This window comes from Stenotrophomonas sp. 2694 (assembly GCF_040548715.1).
Classification (GTDB): Bacteria; Pseudomonadota; Gammaproteobacteria; order Xanthomonadales; family Xanthomonadaceae; genus Stenotrophomonas; species Stenotrophomonas indicatrix.
This window is the reverse complement of record NZ_JBEPSG010000030.1, coordinates 1-20,226: the sequence shown is the minus strand read 5'-3', so window position 1 is coordinate 20,226 and position 20,226 is coordinate 1. Positions and strand designations below refer to the sequence as shown.

Sequence of the window (20,226 nt, the reverse complement as noted above, 5' to 3'; positions counted from 1 at the left end):
GTGAAGATCAAGGGCGCTTCACGCCTGCGCGCACCTGCCGCCAGTGGTCCTGCCAGGCCTGGAACATCAGCACGTTCCACAGGTGCGTGTGCCACTTGCGCTGGCCGCCCAGGAACTGCTGCCACAGTGGCTGCACGGCGGCGGCCGACAGCACGCCTTCGCGTTCCAGTCGCGCCGGCTGCAACAGTTCGTCCGCCCAAGGCTTCAGATCGCCCTTCAGCCAATCACTGACCGGGGCACCGAATCCACGCTTGGGCCGGTGCACCATCGACTGCGGCACGTACCGCCCCAGCACGCGCTTGAGCAGCACCTTGCTGGTCGACTCACTGCGCTTGAAGCCCAGCGGCAGCGACCAGGCGAACTCGGCCACGCGCCAGTCCAGCAAGGGCGCACGTGCCTCCAGGCTGACCGCCATCGAGGTGCGGTCGACCTTGCACAGCAGATCGTCGGGCAGATAGCTGACGAAGTCGGCCAGCATCATCGCGTCGGCCGGCGTACCGGCACCATGCAGCGGATCGGCCAGATCGTAGAAGCTGCCCGCCTCGCGTGCACCGATCACCGCGGCCGCCGGATCGCGCCAGCGCGAGATGCGGTTGCGATACACATCGCCGATGCCACGTGCGCCGGTTTCAGCCAGCAACGCGGCCAGCCCGCCGGTGCGCGACGCCTCGCCCTGCTGGTGCGCACGCGCGCCCATCCAGCGCCGCAGCGGCGCGGGCACCCGTCCCAGCATCTGCCAGTTGCGCAGCGCACGCACATAGCGGGTATAGCCGAAGAACAGCTCATCGCCGCCATCGCCGGACAGTGCGACGGTCACGCCCTGGCGGGCGAGGCGGGCGACCAGCGCGGTCGGCACCTGCGAGGCATCGGCAAAGGGTTCGTCGAACATCGCCGGCAGCTGCGGCACCACCGCCAGCGCATCGGCGCCACTGACATACAGCTCGGTGTGATCACAGCCAAGGTGGGTAGCCAGTTCCCTGGCCAACGGTGCCTCGTCGTGGTGCGAGCCGCTGAAGCCGATGCTGAAGCTGTGCACCGGCTGCCCGCTCTGCGCCTGCATCAGCGCCGCCACCAGCGACGAATCGGTGCCGCCGGACAGGAACACGCCTACCGGCACATCGGCGACCATGCGCAGCGCCACGGCATCGCGCAGCAGGCCATCCAGCTGCTCCTCGGCCTCCTCGATGCGGCCCTGGAACGGTGCGGCCAGTGCCGCCTGCATGCGCGCGCGCGCGTCCCAGTACGGACGCTGCGCCTGCTCGGGCCGATGGGCGCTGGCTCCAGCCGCAACCGCCGCCGCATCCAGCCGCAGCAGGCGCCCGGGCATCAGCTTGTAGCAGCGTTGGTGGATGCTGTGCGGTGCCGGGATGTAATCCAGCCGCAGCAGCAGCGTCAGTGCATCGCGGTCGATATCGTTGTCGAAATCCGGGTGCTGCCACAGCGCCTTCAGCTCCGAGCCGAACACCAGGGCATCACCGGCCCATCCGTAGTACAGCGGCTTCTTGCCGACCCGGTCGCGGGCCAGCCACAGGCACTGCTCCTGGCGGTCCCACAGGGCGATGGCGAACATGCCGTTGGCGCGCTGCAGGGTGTCCTCGACGCCCCACTGCAGGATCGCGGCCAACAGCACCTCGGTATCGGAATGGCCACGGAACGCATGCCCCAGCGGCTCCAGTTCGGCGCGCAGCGTGGCGAAGTTGTAGACCTCGCCGTTGTAGGCCATCACATAGCGGCCGTCGGCGGAGGCCATCGGCTGGTGGCCCAGAGGTGAAAGATCGAGGATGCTCAGGCGCCGGTGGGCCAGGGCAATGCCAGCAGCGGCATCGACCCAGGTACCGCCGTCATCCGGCCCGCGATGGTGCAGCGCCTGGCCCATGGCCAGCGCCTGCGCCTGCAGGACCTCGGCCGGCGTCTGTGCCGCCGGCAACAACATACCTGCCAATCCACACATGCATCAGGGTTCCTGCGCCAGGTCGAGGGCGGCGCCAATCACCGCATTGTCGCTTGGAAGCCCGAACATTGCTGCCCCCGCCAGCGGCGTATAGGTATCGGCACCGCAGACCCGGCGCACGGGCAGGTGGCCATGGCCGGCCTCGACCAGCGCGGTGATCACGCCCTCGCCGACGCCCCCGCTCTGGCGCCCTTCATCCAGCACCAGCACCCGTTGCGCGGTGGCGGCCTGGGCGCCGATGAAGGCCGCATTCAACGGCACCAGCCAGCGCAGGTCGACCACGCGCACCTGCCAGCCCAGCTGCTGCTCGATGGCGACTGCTGCGCGCAGCGCCATCGGCACACCGTTGCCGTAGGTGAAGATCAACAGATCGCCGGCATCCGGCGCATACACCCTGCCCTCGCCCAGCACCAGCGCCTGCCCGGGCGCGGGGTAGTCGAACAACCACTGGCCGTCGCCGGCCGCGTGCAGATCCTTGGTCATGTAGAGGGCGATCGGTTCAAGGAACACCGCTACCCGACCATCCACGCGGGCCAATGCCGCCAATGTGCGCAGCATCATCACCGCATCATCGCCACGCGACGGACAGCCCACCACCAGCCCCGGGATGTCACGCAGCGCCGTGATCGAATTGTCGTTGTGGAAATGGCCGCCGAACCCCTTCTGGTAGCCGAGCCCGGCCACCCGTACCAGCATCGGGTTGCGGAACTGGTCGTTGGAGAAGAACTGCAGCGAGCAGGCCTCGCCACGTACCTGGTCGATGGCGTTGTGCAGGTAGGCCAGGTACTGGATTTCCGGGATCGGCAGCATGCCCATGTTGGCCAGCCCCTGGGCCATGCCCAGGATCATGGTCTCGTCCAGCAGCGTGTTGAACACCCGGCGCGGGCCGAAACGGCGCAGCAGGTCGCGCGTCACCGTGTAGACGCCGCCTTTCTGCGCCACGTCCTCGCCAAACAACAGCGCCTGCGGGTACTTGCCCAGCAGCTCCTGCAGCGCATGGTTGATCTGTATCGCCAGATGCCGCGGTGGTTGCCGTTCGGGCAGCGCATCGGCGCCGCCGTACAGTGCCTGCCGGGCCTCGATGGGCGCCACGCGCTCGGCCTCGGCCTGCACCGCTGCGGGCGTATAGGGTGCCAACGGCGTGATCACTTCCTGCAATGTCTGCAGCTTCGGCCGCGAATCGGCATCGATGGCGGCGGCCATGCAGCGCGCGCGCAGGGTTTCATAGGCGGCCTCGACGCCCGCCGCATCCATCCAGCCCGATTCCAGCGCGATCTGCGCCGAGCGCAGCAGCGGGTCCTGCGCCTCGGCCGCACACAGCTCGGCCAATGCGCGCCATTCCACTTCGAAGTCGGTACCGGCGTGGCCCATCAACCGCGTGGTGCGCAGGTGCAGGAAGGTGGGCCGACGCATGCGCCGGCAATGCTCGACCGCCGCCTGCACCTGCGCGTGTCCGGCCGCCAGGTCCAGGCCATCGGCAAAGAAATAGTCCAGGCCCGGTTGCCGGCTGAAGCGCTCTGCGATCCATCCTTCAGGGGTCTTCACCGAAATACCCAGGCCATTGTCCTCGCAGACGAACAGGATCGGCACCGGCAGCTTCTGGTAGGCCGACCACATCGCGGTATTGAACGCAGTCTGCGCGGTGGCATGGTTGGCCGAAGCGTCGCCGAAGGAGCACATCACGATGCTGTCGGCGGGAATCGGCAGCGGCTGGCTCAGGCGCCTGCCACTCTCGATCGCCAGCGCGGTACCCACCGCCTTGGGCAGGTGCGAGGCAATGGTCGAGGTCTGCGGCAGCACCCACAGCGGCTTGCTGCCCCACACTTTGTGACGGCCGCCGCTGGCCGGATCATCGGCACTGGCGGCGAAGGACAGCGCGGCGTCGCGCATCGGATCCATGCCGGGCACCAGCCGCGCACGCTCGGCCATGAAGGCGCCGGAACGGTAGTGCAGGAAGGCGGGGTCGGTGTGGCGGCAGGCGCGCGCAAGCAGCGCGTTGCCTTCATGGCCGGACGAGCCGATGGTGTAGAAGACCTTGTTCTGCACGCGCAGCACACGCGCCATCAGGTCCAGCTGGCGACTGAGCAGCTGCGATTCGAACAGTTCGCCGAAGGCGGCGGCGGTGAGGGTGCTGCCCGGCAGGATCGGCGCATCCGGCGCCGGACGCGGCCGCGGGATGCCGCGCCAGGCGCGTACGGCCTCGAGGAAATTGACGTCACAGACCTCGGCGCGATTGAGACCGCGCATGCGTGCGGGAATGGGATCAGGAACCACAGCGAACATCGAACACCCTCCGTGTCGTTGTTGCAGACCGCAACGCCAAGGCTGCCCGACCCTTCCGCTGGTCGAGCACGCCCGACGCTGCAGGGGAATCAATCCGGTGCGTTGAACCGCGCGCGCACCTCGGCGGTCACCGCAGGCATGGGCACGAAGCGAGGCTGCGCTCGCACCCGCTGCAACCAGGCCCGCACCTGCGGGAATGGATCCAGTGCGATGCCACCGTCGGCGGCGACATCGGAATAGGCAAACAAGGCGATATCGGCGATACCGTAGTCATCGCCGGTGAACCACTGCGCCTGGCGCAGATGTTGCTCCATCACCGCCAGCGCGCTGGCAGCGCGCTCATGCAGGCGCGGCAGTTCAGCACGGCGTGGCGAGTCGGCCGGTGTCCAACCGCGGATGAAGCGTGCCACCGCCACGCAGGGTTCATGCGTGTACTGCTCGAAGAACATCCAGCTCAATGCCTGCGCACGCTGCCAACCGTCGGCGGGAAGATACGGCGTCCCCTCGGCCAGCCAGAACAGGATCGCATTGGACTCGGTCAGCACGCGGCCGTCGTCGCGCACGATCAACGGCACCTTGGCATTGGGGTTGAGGGCGAGAAATTCCGCTGTATGGGTCTGGCCGTGGGCGCTGTCCACCTCCACCCAGCGGTAGCGGCTGCCGAGCTGTTCGAGCAACAGGCGCACCTTGTGGCAATTGCCCGAGACCGACATGCCATGCACCGTCAACGCAATGCGTTCTTCCACCATTGCCTGCTCCAGGGAGGTCCCGGCCTGCAGCCGGCTGTCCGCAGTCTGGCAAGCAGCTTGGCGATTGCCAAGCGCGGGTGCAGCATGGCGATTCCGTCGTGCCAGCCGCTGGCCGGCAACCCCGATGCAGCTGGATTCGTGCCAATGCCGGCCAGCGGCCGACACTACCGGGCAGCGCTCAGCGTGCGCGCTGTTGCCACTGCCCGCGCGATTGCCCCCAGATTTCCAGCGGCTTGCCTTCATAGGGCGGTGGCAACTGCCCCATGCGCAGCAGCGTACTGCCGAGCTTGCGTGCAACCACCTTCGAATTCTCGTTGTCTTCGGCGATGGTGTGGATCACCTCGTCCCAACCCAACGTATCGAACGCCCAGTCGATGGCTGCGATCGCCGCCTCCGGTGCGTAGCCCTTGCCCCAGCTGGCCCGGCGGATGCTCCAGCCGACCTCGGTGCCGGGCCAGTCCTGCGGCTGCCACGGCCCCATGCGGCCGATCCATTCACCGCTGGATTTCTCGATCACGCTGAACATCGAGAAGCCGAACAGCTGCCATGCGCCGGCCAGGCTGCAGAAGCTGCGCCATGCCACCGAGGGTGCCTGCACACCGCCCAGCGTGCGCATCACCTCCTCATCAGCGCAGAACGCCAGATAGGGGGCGTAGTCCTGCCGCTGCGGCGGACGCAGGATCAGGCGTTCGGTTTCGATGCGCAGGTCGAAGATGCTCATGGCGTCATGGTAGAGCCACACCACGCGTGGATGAACCCCACCCATAAAAAAAACAGGCCAGCAGAGGCTGGCCTGTTCGTTACCGATGTTGCCGGAGAATTACTGACGGTTCGCGGTCGCGTCGCCGGCTGCAGCCGTCTGGGTGACCAGCTGCCCATCCACCACCGGCAGGCGATCGCTGGCCGGCTTGTTGTCCATACGCACGGTCTTCTCTGCGCCGTCGTAGCGGTAGGTCACGTTGTAGCCCTTGACCACGTCACTGGTGCCCATGGCAATGCGGTTGCCCGGCTTGCTGCCCATGCGCATGGTGCCGGTGGTGCCGTCTTCATTGCGGTAGGTCACGTTGTAGCCGGTGACACGGCTCGACTCGGAGGTCGCCGTTTCGGTGTGGCACTGGCGCTCGGTGCGGTTGACCACGCGGCCACCCACATGGCGCTTGTCGACCTGGTTGCCGATGAAGCCACCGGCCACGGCACCGGCAGCGGTCGCGGCCTTCTTGCCATTGCCGCCGCCCACCTGGTTGCCCAGCAGGCCACCGACCACGGCACCGACCACGGTGCCACCGACGTTGCCGTCACGCTCGGGCAGGCGTTCCTGCACCACCACGTCCTGGCAGACCTCATGCGGGGTCTGGGTGGTGGACGTCTCGCGTACCGGATCGGTGCCGATCACGGTGGCATAGGCCTTCTGCTTCTCGGTGATCGGATCGACCTTCAGCACATCGGCGTATTCCAGGCCACGCGGCGCACTGGCGTCCACTGCGTCGCCACGTGCGCCATCGTCGGTGGCATTGCCATCGACCAGGCGCGATTCACTCGGGTTTCCGGCGCTCAGCTGCTCCGGCGACTTGTCGCCGCTCTTCATGAAGGCGGCGGTGGCGATACCACCGACCAGCAGCGCGCCCGCTGCGACCAGGACAGTTGTAGTTGTGCTTTTCATGACCTGCTCCTTGCGGACCGTCCGCAACGTTCTCAGGCCAGATTGCAGCATGCGGTGCCTGAACGGAATCTCCACATTTCCTGCTCACCGCCGTAACCCATTCAGCATCTGGAAATGCTGGGCCCGTGGTAGCGTTTGCACATTCCCCAGGAGGACCTCCGCCATGGCCAACCCGATGCTGCTGCCGGTCCTGCAATGGGCACGCCGGCTGCGCTACCCCACCCTGTTCAAGCTGACCGCCGGCCTGTTCGCGCTGACCCTGTTCATCCCCGACCCGATTCCGTTCGTCGACGAACTGATGCTGGGCTTGGGCACCCTGCTGCTGGCCAACTGGAAGAACCGCAGCGCGACTACGCCACCGCCCTTGGAGCAGCGTTGAACCTGCTGGTCGACAGCCACTGCCATCTGGATGCCAGCGAATTCGATGGCGACCGCGCGGCGGTCATCGACCGCGCGCGCGCTGCCGGCGTGCAGTGGCAGGTGGTTCCGGCGGTCACTGCGGCCAGCTGGCCAAAGCTGCGCGAGGTCTGCCAGCAGGCGACGGGGCTCTACCCCGCCTATGGCCTGCACCCGATGTTCCTGGACCAGCACCGGCCCGAACACCTGCCACAGCTGCGTGAATGGATCGAACAGGAGCGGCCCTGCGCGATCGGCGAATGCGGGCTGGACTTCTTCGTCGAGGGCCTGGATGCCGAGGTCCAGCATGAGTATTTCCTCGGCCAGCTGACGCTGGCGCGCGAGTTTGACCTGCCGGTGATCGTGCATGCCCGCCGCGCAGTGGATGCGGTGATCACCGCGATCCGCCGCATCGGTGGCCTGCGCGGGGTGGTGCACAGTTTTTCCGGCAGCCCGGAACAGGCCGCACAATTGCACAAGCTGGGATTCCTGCTTGGCCTGGGCGGACCGTTGACCTACGAGCGTGCGCAGCGCCTGCAGCGGCTTGTCCGCGAGATACCGCTGGAACAGTTGCTGCTGGAGACCGATGCGCCGGACCAGCCCGACGCGGGTATCCGTGGCCAGCGCAACGAGCCGGCGCGGCTGGCGGTCATCGCCCGGCACATCGCCGCATTGCGCGGGATGGAACTGGATGCAGTGGCGCAGGCCACCACGGACAACGCCCGGCGGCTGTTCAACCTGCCTGCACCGTGAAGGTAGTGCCGGCCGCTGGCCGGCACCACCAGATCACACCCCGGCCTCTGCCTCAACCGATTCGGCCTTCACCTTCTTCGGCTCCAGCAGCATCTCCAGCGCCTTGCCCACGGCCGCGAACGCAAACGCGCCGGTGATGTGGGTGGCCGCGCCCAGGCCGGCGCCGCAATCAAGCTTCAGGGCCGCATCCGCGCCCAGGTTCGGCCGCAGGCCACAGACGCTGCCGTCGGCCTGCGGATATTTCACGTTTTCCAGCGAATACACCGCCGGCACGCCGAAATAGCGCTTGGCATTCTTCGGGAAGTTGAATTCGCTGCGCAGCTTCTTGCGGATCAGCGCCAGCATCGCGTCATGCTCGGTGCGCGAGACATCGCGGATGCGAACCAGGGTGGGATCGGTACGGCCGCCGGCCGCGCCGACGGTCAGCAACGGCAGCTTGCGGCGGCGGCACCAGGCGATGGTTTCCACCTTCACCCGGAAGCTGTCGCAGGCATCGATCACCAGGTCGAAACCGCGGTCCAGCAGTTCGGCCATGTTGGCCGGGGTCAGGAACGCCTGCACAGCGTCGACCTCGATCTGCGGATTGATCGCCCGGCAGCGCTCGGCCATGGCCTCGGCCTTGTTGCGGCCGTAGTTGCCTTCCAGCGCCGGCAGCTGGCGGTTGGTATTGGATACGCAGATGTCATCGGCATCGATCAGGGCCAGATGGCCCACCGCCGAGCGCGCCAGCGCCTCCACCACCCACGAGCCGACGCCGCCCATGCCGACCACGGCAACACGGCTGCCCTGCAGGCGCTCGAGCGCGCCGACGCCATACAGCCGTTCAATACCGGCGAAGCGTTGTTTGACCTGTTCGTTCATCGGGCTATTTTAACGTGCAGGTCCCCTGACTACAGCACGACGACGCCGAACCCACCGTTGCACGCCCGGAGCGCCCGCCATGAGTGCCAGCCCACCCCGCCGCCCGTCCACCGCCTACCGCTATCTGTTCGTGCTCGGCCTGGGCCTGCTGATCGGCCTGATTGCCACGGTGATGGTCGGCCGCGCACTGCAGGCACGCCGCGATCCGTTCCCGGACAGCCTGATGCAGGTGATGCAGCGGCAGGCGGATCTGCTGCAGCAGGCTCAGCAGCAGAACCGCTGCAGCCTGGCCGACAGCGTCCCGCGCCTGCAGGTGCTGCGCCTGCTGTCCAACGATCTGGACCAGGCCTTCCCCGGATTGAAGGACAGCCGGCAGTTCCAGCAGCACGCCAGCCAGTACCGGGCCGATCTCAATGCGGCATTGGCCAGCCCGCCCATCGACTGCAACGCGTTGGCGCAGCAGGTCCAGGCACTGCAGGACGATTGCCGGGCCTGTCATCAGGACTTCCGCTGATTCATCTTCGAGTGGGCGAAGGCCGAGGTGGTTGGCGCCTTGTTCACGTTGGAAAGAGGAGGATTCGCTCACCCTGCTGCATGACGCAGTACCACCCAACGCACCCGCCTTCACGGCCAGGAGATGCCCCATGAAGATCCAGCTCATCGCCGCCAGTGTCATCGCAACCGTCGGCCTGGCCGGCTGTGCCACCTCGCCGGGCTACGGCGGTGGTGGTTACAACAACGGCTACAACAACGGCGGCTACGGCAACAACTCCGGTTACAACCAGGGCCGTTGCGCCGACTGCGGCATCGTCACCCGCATCAATGCCGTGCAGTCCGGCCGTACCGCGCCTTCCGCCACCGGCGCGATCCTCGGCGGCATCGTCGGCGCGGTTGCCGGCCATGAGATCTCCGACCACACCGGCGGCAGCCGCGGCAACAAGAACATCGCCGCCGCCGCTGGCGCCGTGGGTGGCGCATTGGCGGGCAACCAGATCCAGAAGAACGTCACCAGCGATACGTATGACATCAGCGTGCGCATGGATGACGGCCGCACCATCGTGGTCAACCAGCGCGACCTCGGCGGCATCCGCGAAAACACCTATGTCCGCGTGGTCAACGGCAAGGTCATCCTGCGCTGAACCGCAGCGGGCCCCGGCCGATCAGAACCGGAGCAACAAAAAAAGGCCCGCTTGCGCGGGCCTTTTTCATGCCGGCAAGCGGCAGGTATTACGCCGGCTGGACCTTGTCAGCCTGCAGGCCCTTCTGGCCCTGCACCACTTCAAAGCTCACAGCCTGGCCTTCCTTGAGGCTCTTGAAGCCCTGGGTCTCGATGGCACGGAAGTGCACGAACACATCCTCGCCATTCTGCCGGCTGATGAAGCCGAAGCCCTTGGCATCATTGAACCACTTCACGGTACCGTTCTCGCGATCAGCCATCTCACTAACTCCCTTTGACTCTCTACTTGTTGTTGGATACGCCTGTTGGGCGGCTGACAAGCAAGGGGGAAGCGAGGTGCATCGATGCAGCGGATCGGAACGATCTTGCTTCATCAGGCCACGATCCACGGTGACCTTGCCAAGCTCAGCGACTGCAACTTAACCCGACCAAAACGAAAAAGCAACTGGCAAAAACCTTTCACTGTCAACCCCAAAAAGACAACCATACTGGACAGCATGGACCTCTCATTCATCTTGTATCTGCTAGCGGTCATTTTTGTCCTCATCGGCATCGCCGGCATCGTCCTGCCAGCCCTGCCGGGCATCCCACTGGTCTTCATCGGGCTGGTGCTGGCGGCCTGGGCGGACGGCTTCGTCCATGTCGGCTGGCCCACCCTGCTGATCCTCGGCGTGCTGACCGCGCTGTCGCTGCTGGTCGACGTGCTGGCGACAGTGGTCGGCGCCAAGCGCGTGGGCGCCAGCCGCAAAGCGCTCTGGGGCACCTTCATCGGCAGCATCGTCGGCCTGTTCTTCATGCCGATCGGATTGTTCGCAGGGCCGTTGCTGGGCGCGCTGCTGGGCGAGTACTGGCATACCCGCGAGCTCGGCCGCTCGACCAAGGTCGGGCTGGCCACCTGGCTTGGCATCCTGCTGGGCCTGGCGCTGAAGCTGGCGCTGGTGATCGCGATGCTGGGCCTGTTCGCCTTCGCCTGGTTCCTGTGAGGCATGCGGCCTTCACGCAGCGCGCACGCACACGCCGGGCATAAACCCGTGGGGCTGGCCGTTACCGGATGCAGCCGCCACACTGTCCCTCTTTCCGCATTCATTCCGAAGGGCCTGCTGCAATGACCCTCTCTCCGTTGTTTCCCCGCCTTGCACCGCTGGCGTTGGCCCTGGCCAGCGCGCCTGTGGCTGCCCAGGAATTCGCGCCCAGCGCCGAAGCCTCGCCGGCCGCCTGCGCGGCCATCACGACCGATGCTGCCCGTCTGGCCTGCTACGACCGCCAGTTCGGGCGCACGCCTCAGGCCACCGCCGAAGCTGATGCGGCCGCCGAAGCCGCCGCACAGGCACGTCGCGAGCGGCGCGATACCACGCGGGTGAGCCAGGGCGAGGAGAAGCTGCGCGAGCGTGTCAGCGATCTGTTCCGGTCCGAAGCGCCGGACAGCGCACTTGCCAATGCCGGCCGCGGTTCGCTGCTGGACAGCCGCTGGGAACTGGCCGAGGACTCCAAGCTGGGCCCGTTCCAGCTGCGCGCGTACAAGCCTGTGTACCTGCTGCCGGCATTCTGGACCAGCGACCGCAACACCATGCCGCACTCGCCGAACCCGGCCAACAGCGTGACCACCCCGCAGGTGCTGGACAGCGCTGAGCTGAAGTTCCAGATCAGCTTCAAGACCAAGATCGCCGAGAACCTGTTCGGCGACAACGGCGACATCTGGGCGGGCTATACCCAGAGTTCGCGCTGGCAGGCCTACAACGGCGAGGACTCGCGCCCGTTCCGCGAGACCAACTACGAGCCGGAAGTGATGATGGTGTTCCGCAACGGCTACTCGATCGGTGGCTGGCGTGGGCGGATGACCGGCATCAGCCTCAACCACCAGTCCAACGGACGGGCCGATCCGCTGTCGCGCAGCTGGAACCGGGTGATCCTCAACGTCGGCCTCGACCGCGAGAACTGGGCACTGGTGCTGCGTCCCTGGTACCGCATTCCCGAGACCCGCAGCGACGACAACAACCCGGACATCGAGGACTACATGGGCCGCGGCGACGCGACCCTGACCTGGAACCACAAGGGTCACGAGGTCTCGTTGATGGCACGTCATTCGCTGCGCACCGGTGACCGCTCGCACGGCGCGCTGCAGCTGGACTACGGCTTCCCGATCAGCAACCTGCTGCGCGGCCATGTGCAGATCTTCGACGGCTATGGCGAGAGCCTGATCGATTACAACCACAAGGCGACCTACGTCGGCGTGGGCGTGTCCCTGCTGGAGTGGTTCTGATGGATGTGACGATCTGGCACAACCCCGCGTGCAGCAACTCGCGCGGGGCGCTTAAGCTGATCCGCGACGCCGGTTTCGAACCGGTGGTGATCGACTATCTCGGCAGCCCGCCCGACGTGGCCACGCTGCGCCAGGTACTGGCCGAATCCGGCCTGGCCGCGACCGGGCTGGTGCGCAGCAAGGAATCCGAGTTTGCCGCACTGGGTCTGCAGGGAAGCGATGACGACGCCCTGCTGGCCGCGATGGCCACCCACCCACGGTTGATCAACCGCCCGGTGGTACGCACCGCGAAGGGCACCCGCCTGTGCCGCCCCCCGGAAACGGTGCTGGAGATCCTGTAACCCGCCCCGCTTTGGTAGAGCCGAGCCATGCTCGGCTGCAGTTCGCGTGCCACCCGTGAATGCAGCCGGGCATGGCCCGGCTCTACAGAACGGGTTACCGCCAGTCGGTGATGCCTTCGCGACGATAGACCTCGGCGAACGCCGGGCGCGCCTTCAGGCGATCCGCATACGCCTTCAACACCGGCCAGTGGTCGCTGGGAGTGGGCATGTTGCGTGACCAGCGCATCAACATCACCAGCATGAAATCGATCACGCCCGGCGCATCGCCGAGCAGGTAGGGACCGCCGTCCTGCAGGTGTGTGGCAACGTGCTGCCACGCTGCCTCCAGCTGCTGCCGTGCCATCGTACGCACCGCCTCGATGCACTCGCCACCCGCTGCTTCATGCGGATAGAACCAGGCGCGGTATGCCGGCTGCACGGTGTTGGCGCACCAGAACATCCAGCGATAGGCCTCGCCGCGTGCCGGCGTGCCGACGGCAGGCAACAACCCTGCCTGCGGATGACGGTCTGCCAGATACAGCGCGATCGCGGCCGCCTCGGTCAGTACCTGGCCGTCGATCAACAGGGTCGGCACCCTGCCCGCCGGATTGAGCGCCAGGTAGCCAGCTGATTTGTGCTCGCGCGTTTCGAAATCGAGCAGCACCAGTTCGTGCTCGATGCCGAGCTCGATCAGCAGCCAATGCACCACCAGCGAGGCGGTGCTGGTGGAACCATACAAGGTGGTGCGCATAGGACCTGTCCTGGGCGGGGAACGGCTGATTATGCGCGCTGTCCCCGGCGTGGTCAGCCACAGGTGCTCATGCAGGTATCACGACGTTCGCCGCAGCCCATCATCGGTGCGCGCAGCGTGCAGTCGTGCGCCTTCAACTCGCAGGAACGGCGCAGTTCCGGATGCTCGATGTCCTTGCAGCGCTGGTCCGGCGTCGGTGCCACCTGCTGCTCGCAGCTGGACTGGCGGCTGCCGATCCCCTGGCCATCGGCCATGCAGCTGCGATAGCTGGCCTGGCACTGCATCTGGCACTGGGCACCGGCGCTGAAGCCGCCCCCACCGCCATACGACGAGGACGACGTACTGCAGCCGGCCATGACCAGCAGGGTGACAAGGGAAAGGGTGCGCAACAGGTTCACAGGACACTCCTTGTTCAATAGACCGGAAGACTGCCAGAAGAACGGGTTTCGCTCACCGATCCGCCGCAGTCGAGTACACACTGCGCCCGGGTCGCATCGCAGGCGCGCGTGTTGGCTGCGGTGGCGCAGTATGCGCCGGCGCCACGTGCGCCCTCGCAACGATGCCGCATCTTCTCGTCAGCGATGTCACTGCATCTGTCGATGACGCGCTCCTTGTCCGACTGACAGCTCTGCTGCGCCATCTCGGCCATCGAACGTGCCTGATCCGCGCACTGCATGTGCCGCTGCGTACACCCCGCTGCACACACACGGCCGGCCTCGCTGGTGGGTTGCTTGACGTAATACTGCGGCGCGCACCCAACCATCAAGGCAAGGGCGACTGCGGCGAAAACATTGCGTATTCCTTGACGCACAAACAGCTTCCCTTGCCTGGCAACGCGCACACCCTAGCAAAGCCGCGCGGTTGCAATCGTTAAACGAAGAACGGCGCCACCCGGGCGCCGTTCTGCAATCGGACGGGCGTGGTCGACGCCGCGCCGATCATTCCACCACGACAGGAATCTTGCCGATGCGGGCCTGCCACTCGCGCGGGCCGGTCTTGTGCACCGACTCGCCGGTGGAATCGACGGCCACGGTCACCGGCATGTCTTCCACGGTGAACTCGTAGATCGCTTCCATGCCCAGGTCCGCAAAGCCGACGACCTTGGCCGCCTTGATCGCCTTGGACACCAGATAGGCCGAACCACCGACGGCCATCAGGTAGGCCGACTTGTGCTTCTTGATGGCCTCGATTGCGGCCGGACCGCGCTCGGCCTTGCCGACCATGCCCAGCAGGCCGGTCTGTGCCAGCACCTGCTCGGTGAACTTGTCCATGCGGGTGGCGGTGGTCGGACCGGCCGGGCCTACCACTTCGTCGCGCACCGGATCGACCGGGCCGACGTAGTAGATGAAGCGCCCTTTCAGATCGACCGGCAGTTCCTCGCCCTTGTTGAGCATGTCGACCATGCGCTTGTGCGCGGCGTCGCGGCCGGTCAGCAGCTTGCCGTTGAGCAGCAGGGTCTGGCCCGGCTTCCAGCTGGCCACGTCTTCCGGGGTGATCGTGTCCAGGTCCACGCGGGTGCCCTTGGACGCGTCGTAGGTCAGCTTCGGCCAGTCTTCCAGCGACGGCGGGTCCAGCATCACCGGGCCGCTGCCATCCAGGGTGAAGTGCGCATGGCGGGTGGCGGCGCAGTTCGGGATCATCGCCACCGGCAGGTTGGCCGCGTGGGTCGGGTAGTCGTTGATCTTGATGTCGAGCACGGTGGTCAGGCCACCCAGGCCCTGCGCACCGATACCCAGTGCGTTGACCTTCTCGTACAGCTCCAGACGCAGTTCCTCGATGCGGTTGGACGCACCACGGGCCTGCAGCTCGGTGATGTCGATCGGCTCCATCAGCGCTTCCTTGGCCAGCAGCATCGCCTTCTCGGCAGTGCCGCCGATGCCGATGCCGAGCATGCCCGGCGGGCACCAGCCCGCGCCCATGGTCGGCACGGTCTTCAGCACCCAGTCGACGATCGAGTCGGACGGGTTGAGCATGGCGAACTTGGTCTTGGCTTCCGAGCCACCGCCCTTGGCGGCAACGATCACCTCCACGGTGTTGCCCGGCACCACCTTGACGTTGACCACGCCAGGGGTGTTGTCCTTGGTATTGATGCGCTTGCCGGCCGGATCGGCCAGCACCGAAGCGCGCAGCTTGTTGTCCGGGTACAGGTAGGCGCGGCGGATGCCTTCGTTGGCCATGTCCTCCACGCCCATGGTGGCGTCATCCCAGCGCACGTCCATGCCGATTTCCAGGAACACGGTGACGATGCCGGTGTCCTGGCAGATCGGCCGATGGCCTTCGGCGCACATCCGCGAGTTGATCAGGATCTGCGCGATCGCCTCCTTCGCTGCCGGCGACTCCTCGCGCTCATAGGCGGCGGCAAGGTTCTTGATGTAGTCGACCGGGTGGTAGTACGAGATGTACTGCAGCGCGTCGGCGACGGACTGGATGAGGTCTTCCTGCTTGATCGATGTCACGGATTGCTCGCTTGCTGAAGGCTGGCGGGGGTAATCCGCCCATTTTACCCCCTCCCTCGACCGTGGGGTGGTGGTGCCGGCCGCTGGCCGGCAAGATCCGACCCTGCCCTCTGTCACGCTGCGCCCCGCTGGCGCGTCCTTGCCCACATGAACGCCGAAACCGCCTTCCAGACCCACCGCCCACGCCTGATGGCGCTGGCCTACCGCCTTCTTGGCAGCCGCAGCGACGCCGAGGACGTGGTCCAGGACGCCTGGCTGCGCTGGGCCGGCAGCGATGCGGCCGCCATCGTCGACCCCGAGGCCTGGCTGGTGACCACCACCACCCGGCTGGGGCTGGACCGGCTGCGGGCAGCCAAGCGTGAACGCACCCACTATGTCGGCCCGTGGCTGGCCGAACCGCTGGCGATCACCCTCGAACCCGACCCGACACCCGGCCCCGCGCAGCTGCACGCGCTGGCCGACGACGTCTCCGTGGCCTTCCTGACCCTGCTCGAACAGCTCGGACCGGAGGAGCGCGCCGCCTTCCTGCTGAAGGAAGCCTTCGACCACGACTACCGCGAGATTGCCGAGCTGATCGGCCACAGCGAGGCCAATTGCCGCCAGCTGGTGCACCGGGCCCGGCAGCGCCTGCAGTCTGGGCGGCCGCGCTTCAATGCCGATGCCAGCCAGCACCGGCAACTGCTGGCGCGTTTCATGGACGCTTCCCAGCGTGGCGACAGCGAGGCCATCCAGGCGCTGCTGCATGCCAACGCGCTGCTGGTTTCCGATGGCGGTGGCGTGGTCACCGCAGCGGTGCGACCACTGCGGGGTGCCGAGCGTATCGGCCGCCTGTACTGGGCCATCGCCCGTCGCGGCGCGGCGCATCCGGCACAGCTCGGCTACGTCAATGGCGAACCGGCGATCCTGCGTTTCGAAGGCGACCACCTGCACTCGATCACCACCATCGAGGTGGTCGATGGCCGCATCGCCAATCTCTACAGCGTGCTCAATCCGAACAAATTGCCGTCGGTTGTCACGCGCGGCGATGCTGCGGCGTCCTTGTAATGAAAGGCGGCCACCGTGGCCGCCGTGGAGCCGAAAATGTCCGACCACGCCTCTCCCCGCGTTCCCTACACCCGCCTGGCCGCCGAGGCCTTCAAGGGCCTGCTGGCCACCAGCAAGGCGGTGCATGACAGTTCGATCGATCCGACGTTGATGGAACTGGTGTTCCTGCGCGTTTCGCAGCTCAATGGCTGCGGCTACTGCATGGACATGCACGGCACGGCGCTGCGCAAGGGCGGCATCGAGCCGCGCAAGCTGGATACGCTGCCCGCCTGGCACGAAAGCCGGTTCTTCGACCACCGCGAGCGCGCGGCGCTGGGCTGGGCCGAGGCGCTGACCCGGTTGACTGATGGCGCACCGTCGCAGGCGGCGTTCGATGCGCTGGCACCGCACTTTGATGAGAAAGGCATCAGTGACCTGAGCATGGGCATTGCAGTGATCAATGCCTGGAACCGGCTGGGGGCTGGACTGTTGCCACCGCTGCCGTGATTCTCGGCGGGGCCAGTCTCGCGCTGGCCTCGGTAGATCCACGCCATGCGTGGATGCGGGTGGGTCCAGCCCTTCGCATTGCGAAGGGCTCTGACCCGATTCGGGCCGATGGGGTCAGAGCCCTTTGCACAGCAAAGGGATCCGACCCCGTGCGGCCACACGGCTGCCCTGACCCCACCTGCACGTATCAGGCGCGCACAATGGCGGCATGCCCGCCTCTCCCATTGCCGGCGCTGCCGGCGCCAAGAAACCCAGCCTGCGCCAACGCTTCAAGGCGATGCGCAACCTGCCACCGTTCCTGCGCCAGGTGTGGCAGACCAGCCGCGCGCTGACCCTGGCCAGCCTCGGCCTGCGCCTGATCCGTGCGCTGCTGCCGGTGGCGATGTTGTACGTCGGCAAGCTGATCATCGATACCGCCCTGCATCTGAGCCAGCACGGAGCCGGTTTTCCGCCGATGGGCGAGGCGCTGTCCAGCGGCCTGCTCAATCCACTGCTCGGCCTGTTGGCACTGGAATTCGGCCTGGCGATCGCCTCGGACCTGCTCGGTCGGCTGGTCAGCTACGCCGATGCGCTGTTGTCGGAGCTGTTCGCCAACGCCACCAGCGTGCGCCTGATGGAACATGCGGCGACCCTGGACCTGGAGGATTTCGAGGACCCGGACCTGCAGGACAAGCTGGACCGCGCACGGCGCCAGACCATGGGCCGGATGAACCTGATGAGCCAGCTGTTCGGCCAGGTGCAGGATGCGATCACCGTTGCCAGCCTGGCCGTCGGCCTGCTGGTCTACGCACCGTGGCTGATCCTGCTGCTGGCGCTGGCGCTGGTGCCGGCCTTCATCGGCGAGTCGCACTTCAATGCGGCCGGCTACAGCCTCAACTTCCTGTGGACGCCGGAGCGCCGCCAGCTGGACTACCTGCGCCAGCTCGGTGCCAGCGTGGAGACGGCCAAGGAAGTAAAGATCTTCAACCTGCACCGGTTCCTGGTCGACCGCTACCGCAGCCTGTCGGCGGCACTGTTCCTGGCCAACCGCGCGCTTGCCCGGCGGCGGGCGTTCTGGGGCACGTTGCTGGCCGCGCTGGGCACGCTGGGCTACTACACCGCGTATGCGTATATCGCCTGGCGCACGGTGCGTGGCGATTTCTCGATCGGTGACCTGACCTTTCTCGCCGGCAGCTTCCTGCGCCTGCGCCAGTTGCTGGAAGGCCTGCTGATCGGGTTCTCGCAGGTGGCCAGCCAGGCGCTGTACCTGGACGACCTGTATTCGTTCTTCCAGATCGAACCGGAAATCCATTCGCGAAAGGACGCGGTGCGCGTGCCGCAGCCGATCCGCGAGGGCTTCGTGTTCGAGGACGTGGGCTTCCGCTACCCCGATGCCGAGCAATGGGCCGTGCGCCACCTGGATTTCCACCTGCACGCGGGCGAAGTACTGGCGCTGGTCGGCGAGAACGGCGCGGGCAAGACCACCCTGGTCAAGCTGCTGGCACGCCTGTACGAACCGGACGAAGGCCGCATCCTGCTGGATGGGCGCGACCTGCGCGACTACGACCTGGACGACCTGCGCGCCAATCTGGGCGTGATCTTCCAGGATTTCGTGCGCTACAACCTCAGCGCCGGCGAGAACATCGGTGTCGGCCAGGTCGAAGCGATGGACGACCGCGCGCGGATCTCCGATGCCGCCCGCCGCGGCATGGCCGAGGAAGTGATCGCTGCCCTGCCCGGCGGCTATGACCAGCAGATCGGCCGCCGCTTCCAGCAGGGCGTGGACCTGTCCGGTGGGCAGTGGCAGAAGATCGCCATTGCCCGTGCGTGGATGCGCGATGCACAGGTGATGATCCTGGACGAGCCCACCGCGGCACTGGACGCCCGCGCCGAGTTCGAGGTGTTCCAGCGGTTCAGGGAATTGGCGGATAATCGTACGGCAGTGCTGATTTCCCACCGCTTCTCTTCAGTACGCATGGCCGACCGCATCCTGGTGCTGGCCGATGGCCGGATCGAAGCCAGCGGCACGCACGAGCAGCTGATGGCACAGGGCGGCCGGTATGCCGAACTGTTCGAACTGCAGGCGGCCGGTTATCGCTGAGAACGCCTCTCGTTCCGCCTAATGAGAACCTGTCTCATTTGAGATAGAATTGTCCCGACGACTTCCGATAGATACGCCCATGTCCTCCGCTTTCGGCGCCGAAACGGTGCTTGAGGTCCGCCACTGGACCGACGCCTACTTCAGCTTCACCCTCACCCGTGACAGCGGTTTCCGCTTCGAGAACGGCCAGTTCGTGATGATCGGCCTGGAGACCGATGCGCGGCCGCTGCTGCGCGCGTATTCCATCGCCAGCGCCAACTGGGAAGAACAGCTGGAATTCTTCAGCATCAAGGTGCAGGACGGTCCATTGACCTCGCGCCTGCAGCACATCAAGCCAGGCGACAAGGTACTGGTCGGCAAGAAGCCCACCGGCACCCTGCTGATCAGCGACCTGCACCCGGGCAAGCACCTGTACCTGCTGGGCACCGGCACCGGCCTGGCGCCGTGGCTGTCGGTGATCAAGGACCCGGAGACCTACGAGCGCTTCGACAAGGTGATCCTGTGCCACGGTGTGCGCTACGAAAAGGACCTGGCCTATCGCGATTATTTCGAGAAGGAACTGCGCGAGCATGAGTTCCTGGGCGAAATGGTTGGCGACAAGCTGCTGTACTACCCGGCGGTGACCCGCGAGCCGTTCCCGAACCAGGGCCGCCTGACCTCGCTGATGGAAAGCGGCGAGATGCAGCGCACGCTCGGCCTGCCCGAGCTGAGCCCGGAAAACGACCGCGCGATGATCTGCGGCAGCCCGCAGATGCTGGCCGACCTGCGCACCGTGCTGGACAGCCGTGGCTTCCAGACTTCGCCGCGCATCGGTACGCCCGGGCACTACGTGTTCGAGCGCGCGTTCGTCGAGAAATAAGCCGCCTCGGTAGCGCCGGGCCATGCCCGGCGGATATCGGTCGCCGGGCATGGCCCGGCGCGAACCGGCACATGAGCGCCCCGCTCGCCCCGCGCCCCTGGAGCCGGGTGGGGGGGCGCCGAGAGAGCTGCCCCACCCGG

General features: G+C 66.5%; 22 protein-coding genes. 11 read left to right on the top strand and 11 right to left on the bottom strand.

Annotated features, from left to right (window positions below):
• Nucleotides 1–7: 7 nt before the first annotated feature.
• From asnB to ABIA73_RS20460, 5 genes are all read right to left on the bottom strand, one after another.
• On the bottom strand, nt 8–1,951 hold the full coding sequence (gene asnB / locus ABIA73_RS20480; RefSeq protein WP_354276222.1) for an asparagine synthase (glutamine-hydrolyzing): 1,944 nt from the start codon (nt 1,949–1,951) through the stop codon (nt 8–10).
• A 3-nt stretch (nt 1,952–1,954) separates the two neighbouring features.
• Nucleotides 1,955–4,234, bottom strand: a complete 2,280-nt coding sequence (locus ABIA73_RS20475) for a thiamine pyrophosphate-dependent enzyme (protein ID WP_354276221.1) — start codon at nt 4,232–4,234, stop codon at nt 1,955–1,957.
• An 89-nt stretch (nt 4,235–4,323) separates the two neighbouring features.
• Complete coding sequence (locus ABIA73_RS20470) at nt 4,324–4,983, bottom strand: glutathione S-transferase family protein (protein WP_025876778.1); 660 nt, start codon at nt 4,981–4,983, stop codon at nt 4,324–4,326.
• A gap of 178 nt (nt 4,984–5,161) precedes the next feature.
• On the bottom strand, nt 5,162–5,704 hold the full coding sequence (locus ABIA73_RS20465; RefSeq protein ID WP_032978851.1) for a GNAT family N-acetyltransferase: 543 nt from the start codon (nt 5,702–5,704) through the stop codon (nt 5,162–5,164).
• A gap of 99 nt (nt 5,705–5,803) precedes the next feature.
• Entirely contained in the window at nt 5,804–6,643 is an 840-nt protein-coding gene (locus ABIA73_RS20460; RefSeq protein ID WP_025876774.1) for a glycine zipper 2TM domain-containing protein, read from the bottom strand.
• Nucleotides 6,644–6,806: 163 nt separating this feature from the next.
• Between ABIA73_RS20460 and ABIA73_RS20455 the strand changes: the two genes are divergently transcribed.
• Both ABIA73_RS20455 and ABIA73_RS20450 read left to right on the top strand, forming a co-directional pair.
• Nucleotides 6,807–7,022, top strand: coding sequence for a DUF6116 family protein (locus tag ABIA73_RS20455; protein WP_080148438.1), 216 nt, complete (start codon nt 6,807–6,809; stop codon nt 7,020–7,022).
• Nucleotides 7,019–7,792, top strand: coding sequence for a TatD family hydrolase (locus ABIA73_RS20450; RefSeq protein ID WP_354276220.1), 774 nt, complete (start codon nt 7,019–7,021; stop codon nt 7,790–7,792). The genes ABIA73_RS20455 and ABIA73_RS20450 overlap by 4 nt, the downstream gene beginning before the upstream one ends.
• Nucleotides 7,793–7,825: 33 nt before the next feature.
• Here the strand turns inward: ABIA73_RS20450 and ABIA73_RS20445 are convergent, their stop codons facing one another.
• Nucleotides 7,826–8,653, bottom strand: coding sequence for a tRNA threonylcarbamoyladenosine dehydratase (locus tag ABIA73_RS20445; RefSeq protein WP_309909450.1), 828 nt, complete (start codon nt 8,651–8,653; stop codon nt 7,826–7,828).
• Nucleotides 8,654–8,732: 79 nt separating this feature from the next.
• Between ABIA73_RS20445 and ABIA73_RS20440 the strand changes: the two genes are divergently transcribed.
• Together ABIA73_RS20440 and ABIA73_RS20435 are read left to right on the top strand one after the other, a co-directional pair.
• Nucleotides 8,733–9,167 carry a cytochrome c gene (locus tag ABIA73_RS20440; RefSeq protein WP_025876769.1) on the top strand — a complete coding sequence of 145 codons (435 nt, stop codon included), beginning with the start codon at nt 8,733–8,735 and terminating at the stop codon, nt 9,165–9,167.
• 130 nt (nt 9,168–9,297) lie between these two features.
• Nucleotides 9,298–9,792, top strand: a complete 495-nt coding sequence (locus ABIA73_RS20435; protein ID WP_032978839.1) for a glycine zipper 2TM domain-containing protein — start codon at nt 9,298–9,300, stop codon at nt 9,790–9,792.
• 88 nt (nt 9,793–9,880) lie between these two features.
• On the opposite strand, the gene ABIA73_RS20430 is transcribed toward ABIA73_RS20435, so the two are convergent.
• Nucleotides 9,881–10,090 carry a cold-shock protein gene (locus tag ABIA73_RS20430; RefSeq protein ID WP_025876765.1) on the bottom strand — a complete coding sequence of 70 codons (210 nt, stop codon included), beginning with the start codon at nt 10,088–10,090 and terminating at the stop codon, nt 9,881–9,883.
• 237 nt (nt 10,091–10,327) lie between these two features.
• Between ABIA73_RS20430 and ABIA73_RS20425 the strand changes: the two genes are divergently transcribed.
• The 3 genes from ABIA73_RS20425 to arsC all read left to right on the top strand — a co-directional run bounded on the left by ABIA73_RS20425 (nt 10,328) and on the right by arsC (nt 12,431).
• On the top strand, nt 10,328–10,813 hold the full coding sequence (locus ABIA73_RS20425; protein WP_033831531.1) for a DUF456 domain-containing protein: 486 nt from the start codon (nt 10,328–10,330) through the stop codon (nt 10,811–10,813).
• A gap of 122 nt (nt 10,814–10,935) precedes the next feature.
• On the top strand, nt 10,936–12,090 hold the full coding sequence (locus ABIA73_RS20420; protein WP_059064630.1) for a phospholipase A: 1,155 nt from the start codon (nt 10,936–10,938) through the stop codon (nt 12,088–12,090).
• Nucleotides 12,090–12,431 carry an arsenate reductase (glutaredoxin) gene (gene arsC, locus ABIA73_RS20415; protein ID WP_025876760.1) on the top strand — a complete coding sequence of 114 codons (342 nt, stop codon included), beginning with the start codon at nt 12,090–12,092 and terminating at the stop codon, nt 12,429–12,431. Before ABIA73_RS20420 ends, arsC begins: the two co-directional genes overlap by 1 nt.
• Before the next feature lie 94 nt (nt 12,432–12,525).
• Here the strand turns inward: arsC and ABIA73_RS20410 are convergent, their stop codons facing one another.
• The 4 genes from ABIA73_RS20410 to ABIA73_RS20395 form a co-directional block, all read right to left on the bottom strand.
• Nucleotides 12,526–13,161, bottom strand: coding sequence for a glutathione S-transferase family protein (locus ABIA73_RS20410; protein ID WP_354276219.1), 636 nt, complete (start codon nt 13,159–13,161; stop codon nt 12,526–12,528).
• Nucleotides 13,162–13,214: 53 nt separating this feature from the next.
• On the bottom strand, nt 13,215–13,517 hold the full coding sequence (locus ABIA73_RS20405) for a hypothetical protein (protein WP_218789515.1): 303 nt from the start codon (nt 13,515–13,517) through the stop codon (nt 13,215–13,217).
• Between the two features lie 56 nt (nt 13,518–13,573).
• Nucleotides 13,574–13,810 (bottom strand): hypothetical protein, encoded by a 237-nt coding sequence (locus ABIA73_RS20400; RefSeq protein ID WP_227417103.1) that lies wholly within the window; start codon nt 13,808–13,810, stop codon nt 13,574–13,576.
• Between the two features lie 289 nt (nt 13,811–14,099).
• Nucleotides 14,100–15,617 (bottom strand): fumarate hydratase, encoded by a 1,518-nt coding sequence (locus ABIA73_RS20395; protein WP_025876754.1) that lies wholly within the window; start codon nt 15,615–15,617, stop codon nt 14,100–14,102.
• Nucleotides 15,618–15,764: 147 nt separating this feature from the next.
• Between ABIA73_RS20395 and ABIA73_RS20390 the strand changes: the two genes are divergently transcribed.
• From ABIA73_RS20390 to ABIA73_RS20375, 4 genes are all read left to right on the top strand, one after another.
• A complete protein-coding gene (locus ABIA73_RS20390) occupies nt 15,765–16,661 on the top strand; it encodes an RNA polymerase sigma-70 factor (protein ID WP_354276218.1) in 897 nt (298 codons plus the stop codon).
• A gap of 36 nt (nt 16,662–16,697) precedes the next feature.
• On the top strand, nt 16,698–17,147 hold the full coding sequence (locus ABIA73_RS20385) for a carboxymuconolactone decarboxylase family protein (protein WP_354276217.1): 450 nt from the start codon (nt 16,698–16,700) through the stop codon (nt 17,145–17,147).
• 208 nt (nt 17,148–17,355) lie between these two features.
• A complete protein-coding gene (locus ABIA73_RS20380; protein WP_025876751.1) occupies nt 17,356–19,227 on the top strand; it encodes an ABC transporter ATP-binding protein in 1,872 nt (623 codons plus the stop codon).
• Between the two features lie 79 nt (nt 19,228–19,306).
• Nucleotides 19,307–20,086 (top strand): ferredoxin--NADP reductase, encoded by a 780-nt coding sequence (locus ABIA73_RS20375; protein ID WP_049466610.1) that lies wholly within the window; start codon nt 19,307–19,309, stop codon nt 20,084–20,086.
• Nucleotides 20,087–20,226 lie beyond the last annotated feature (140 nt).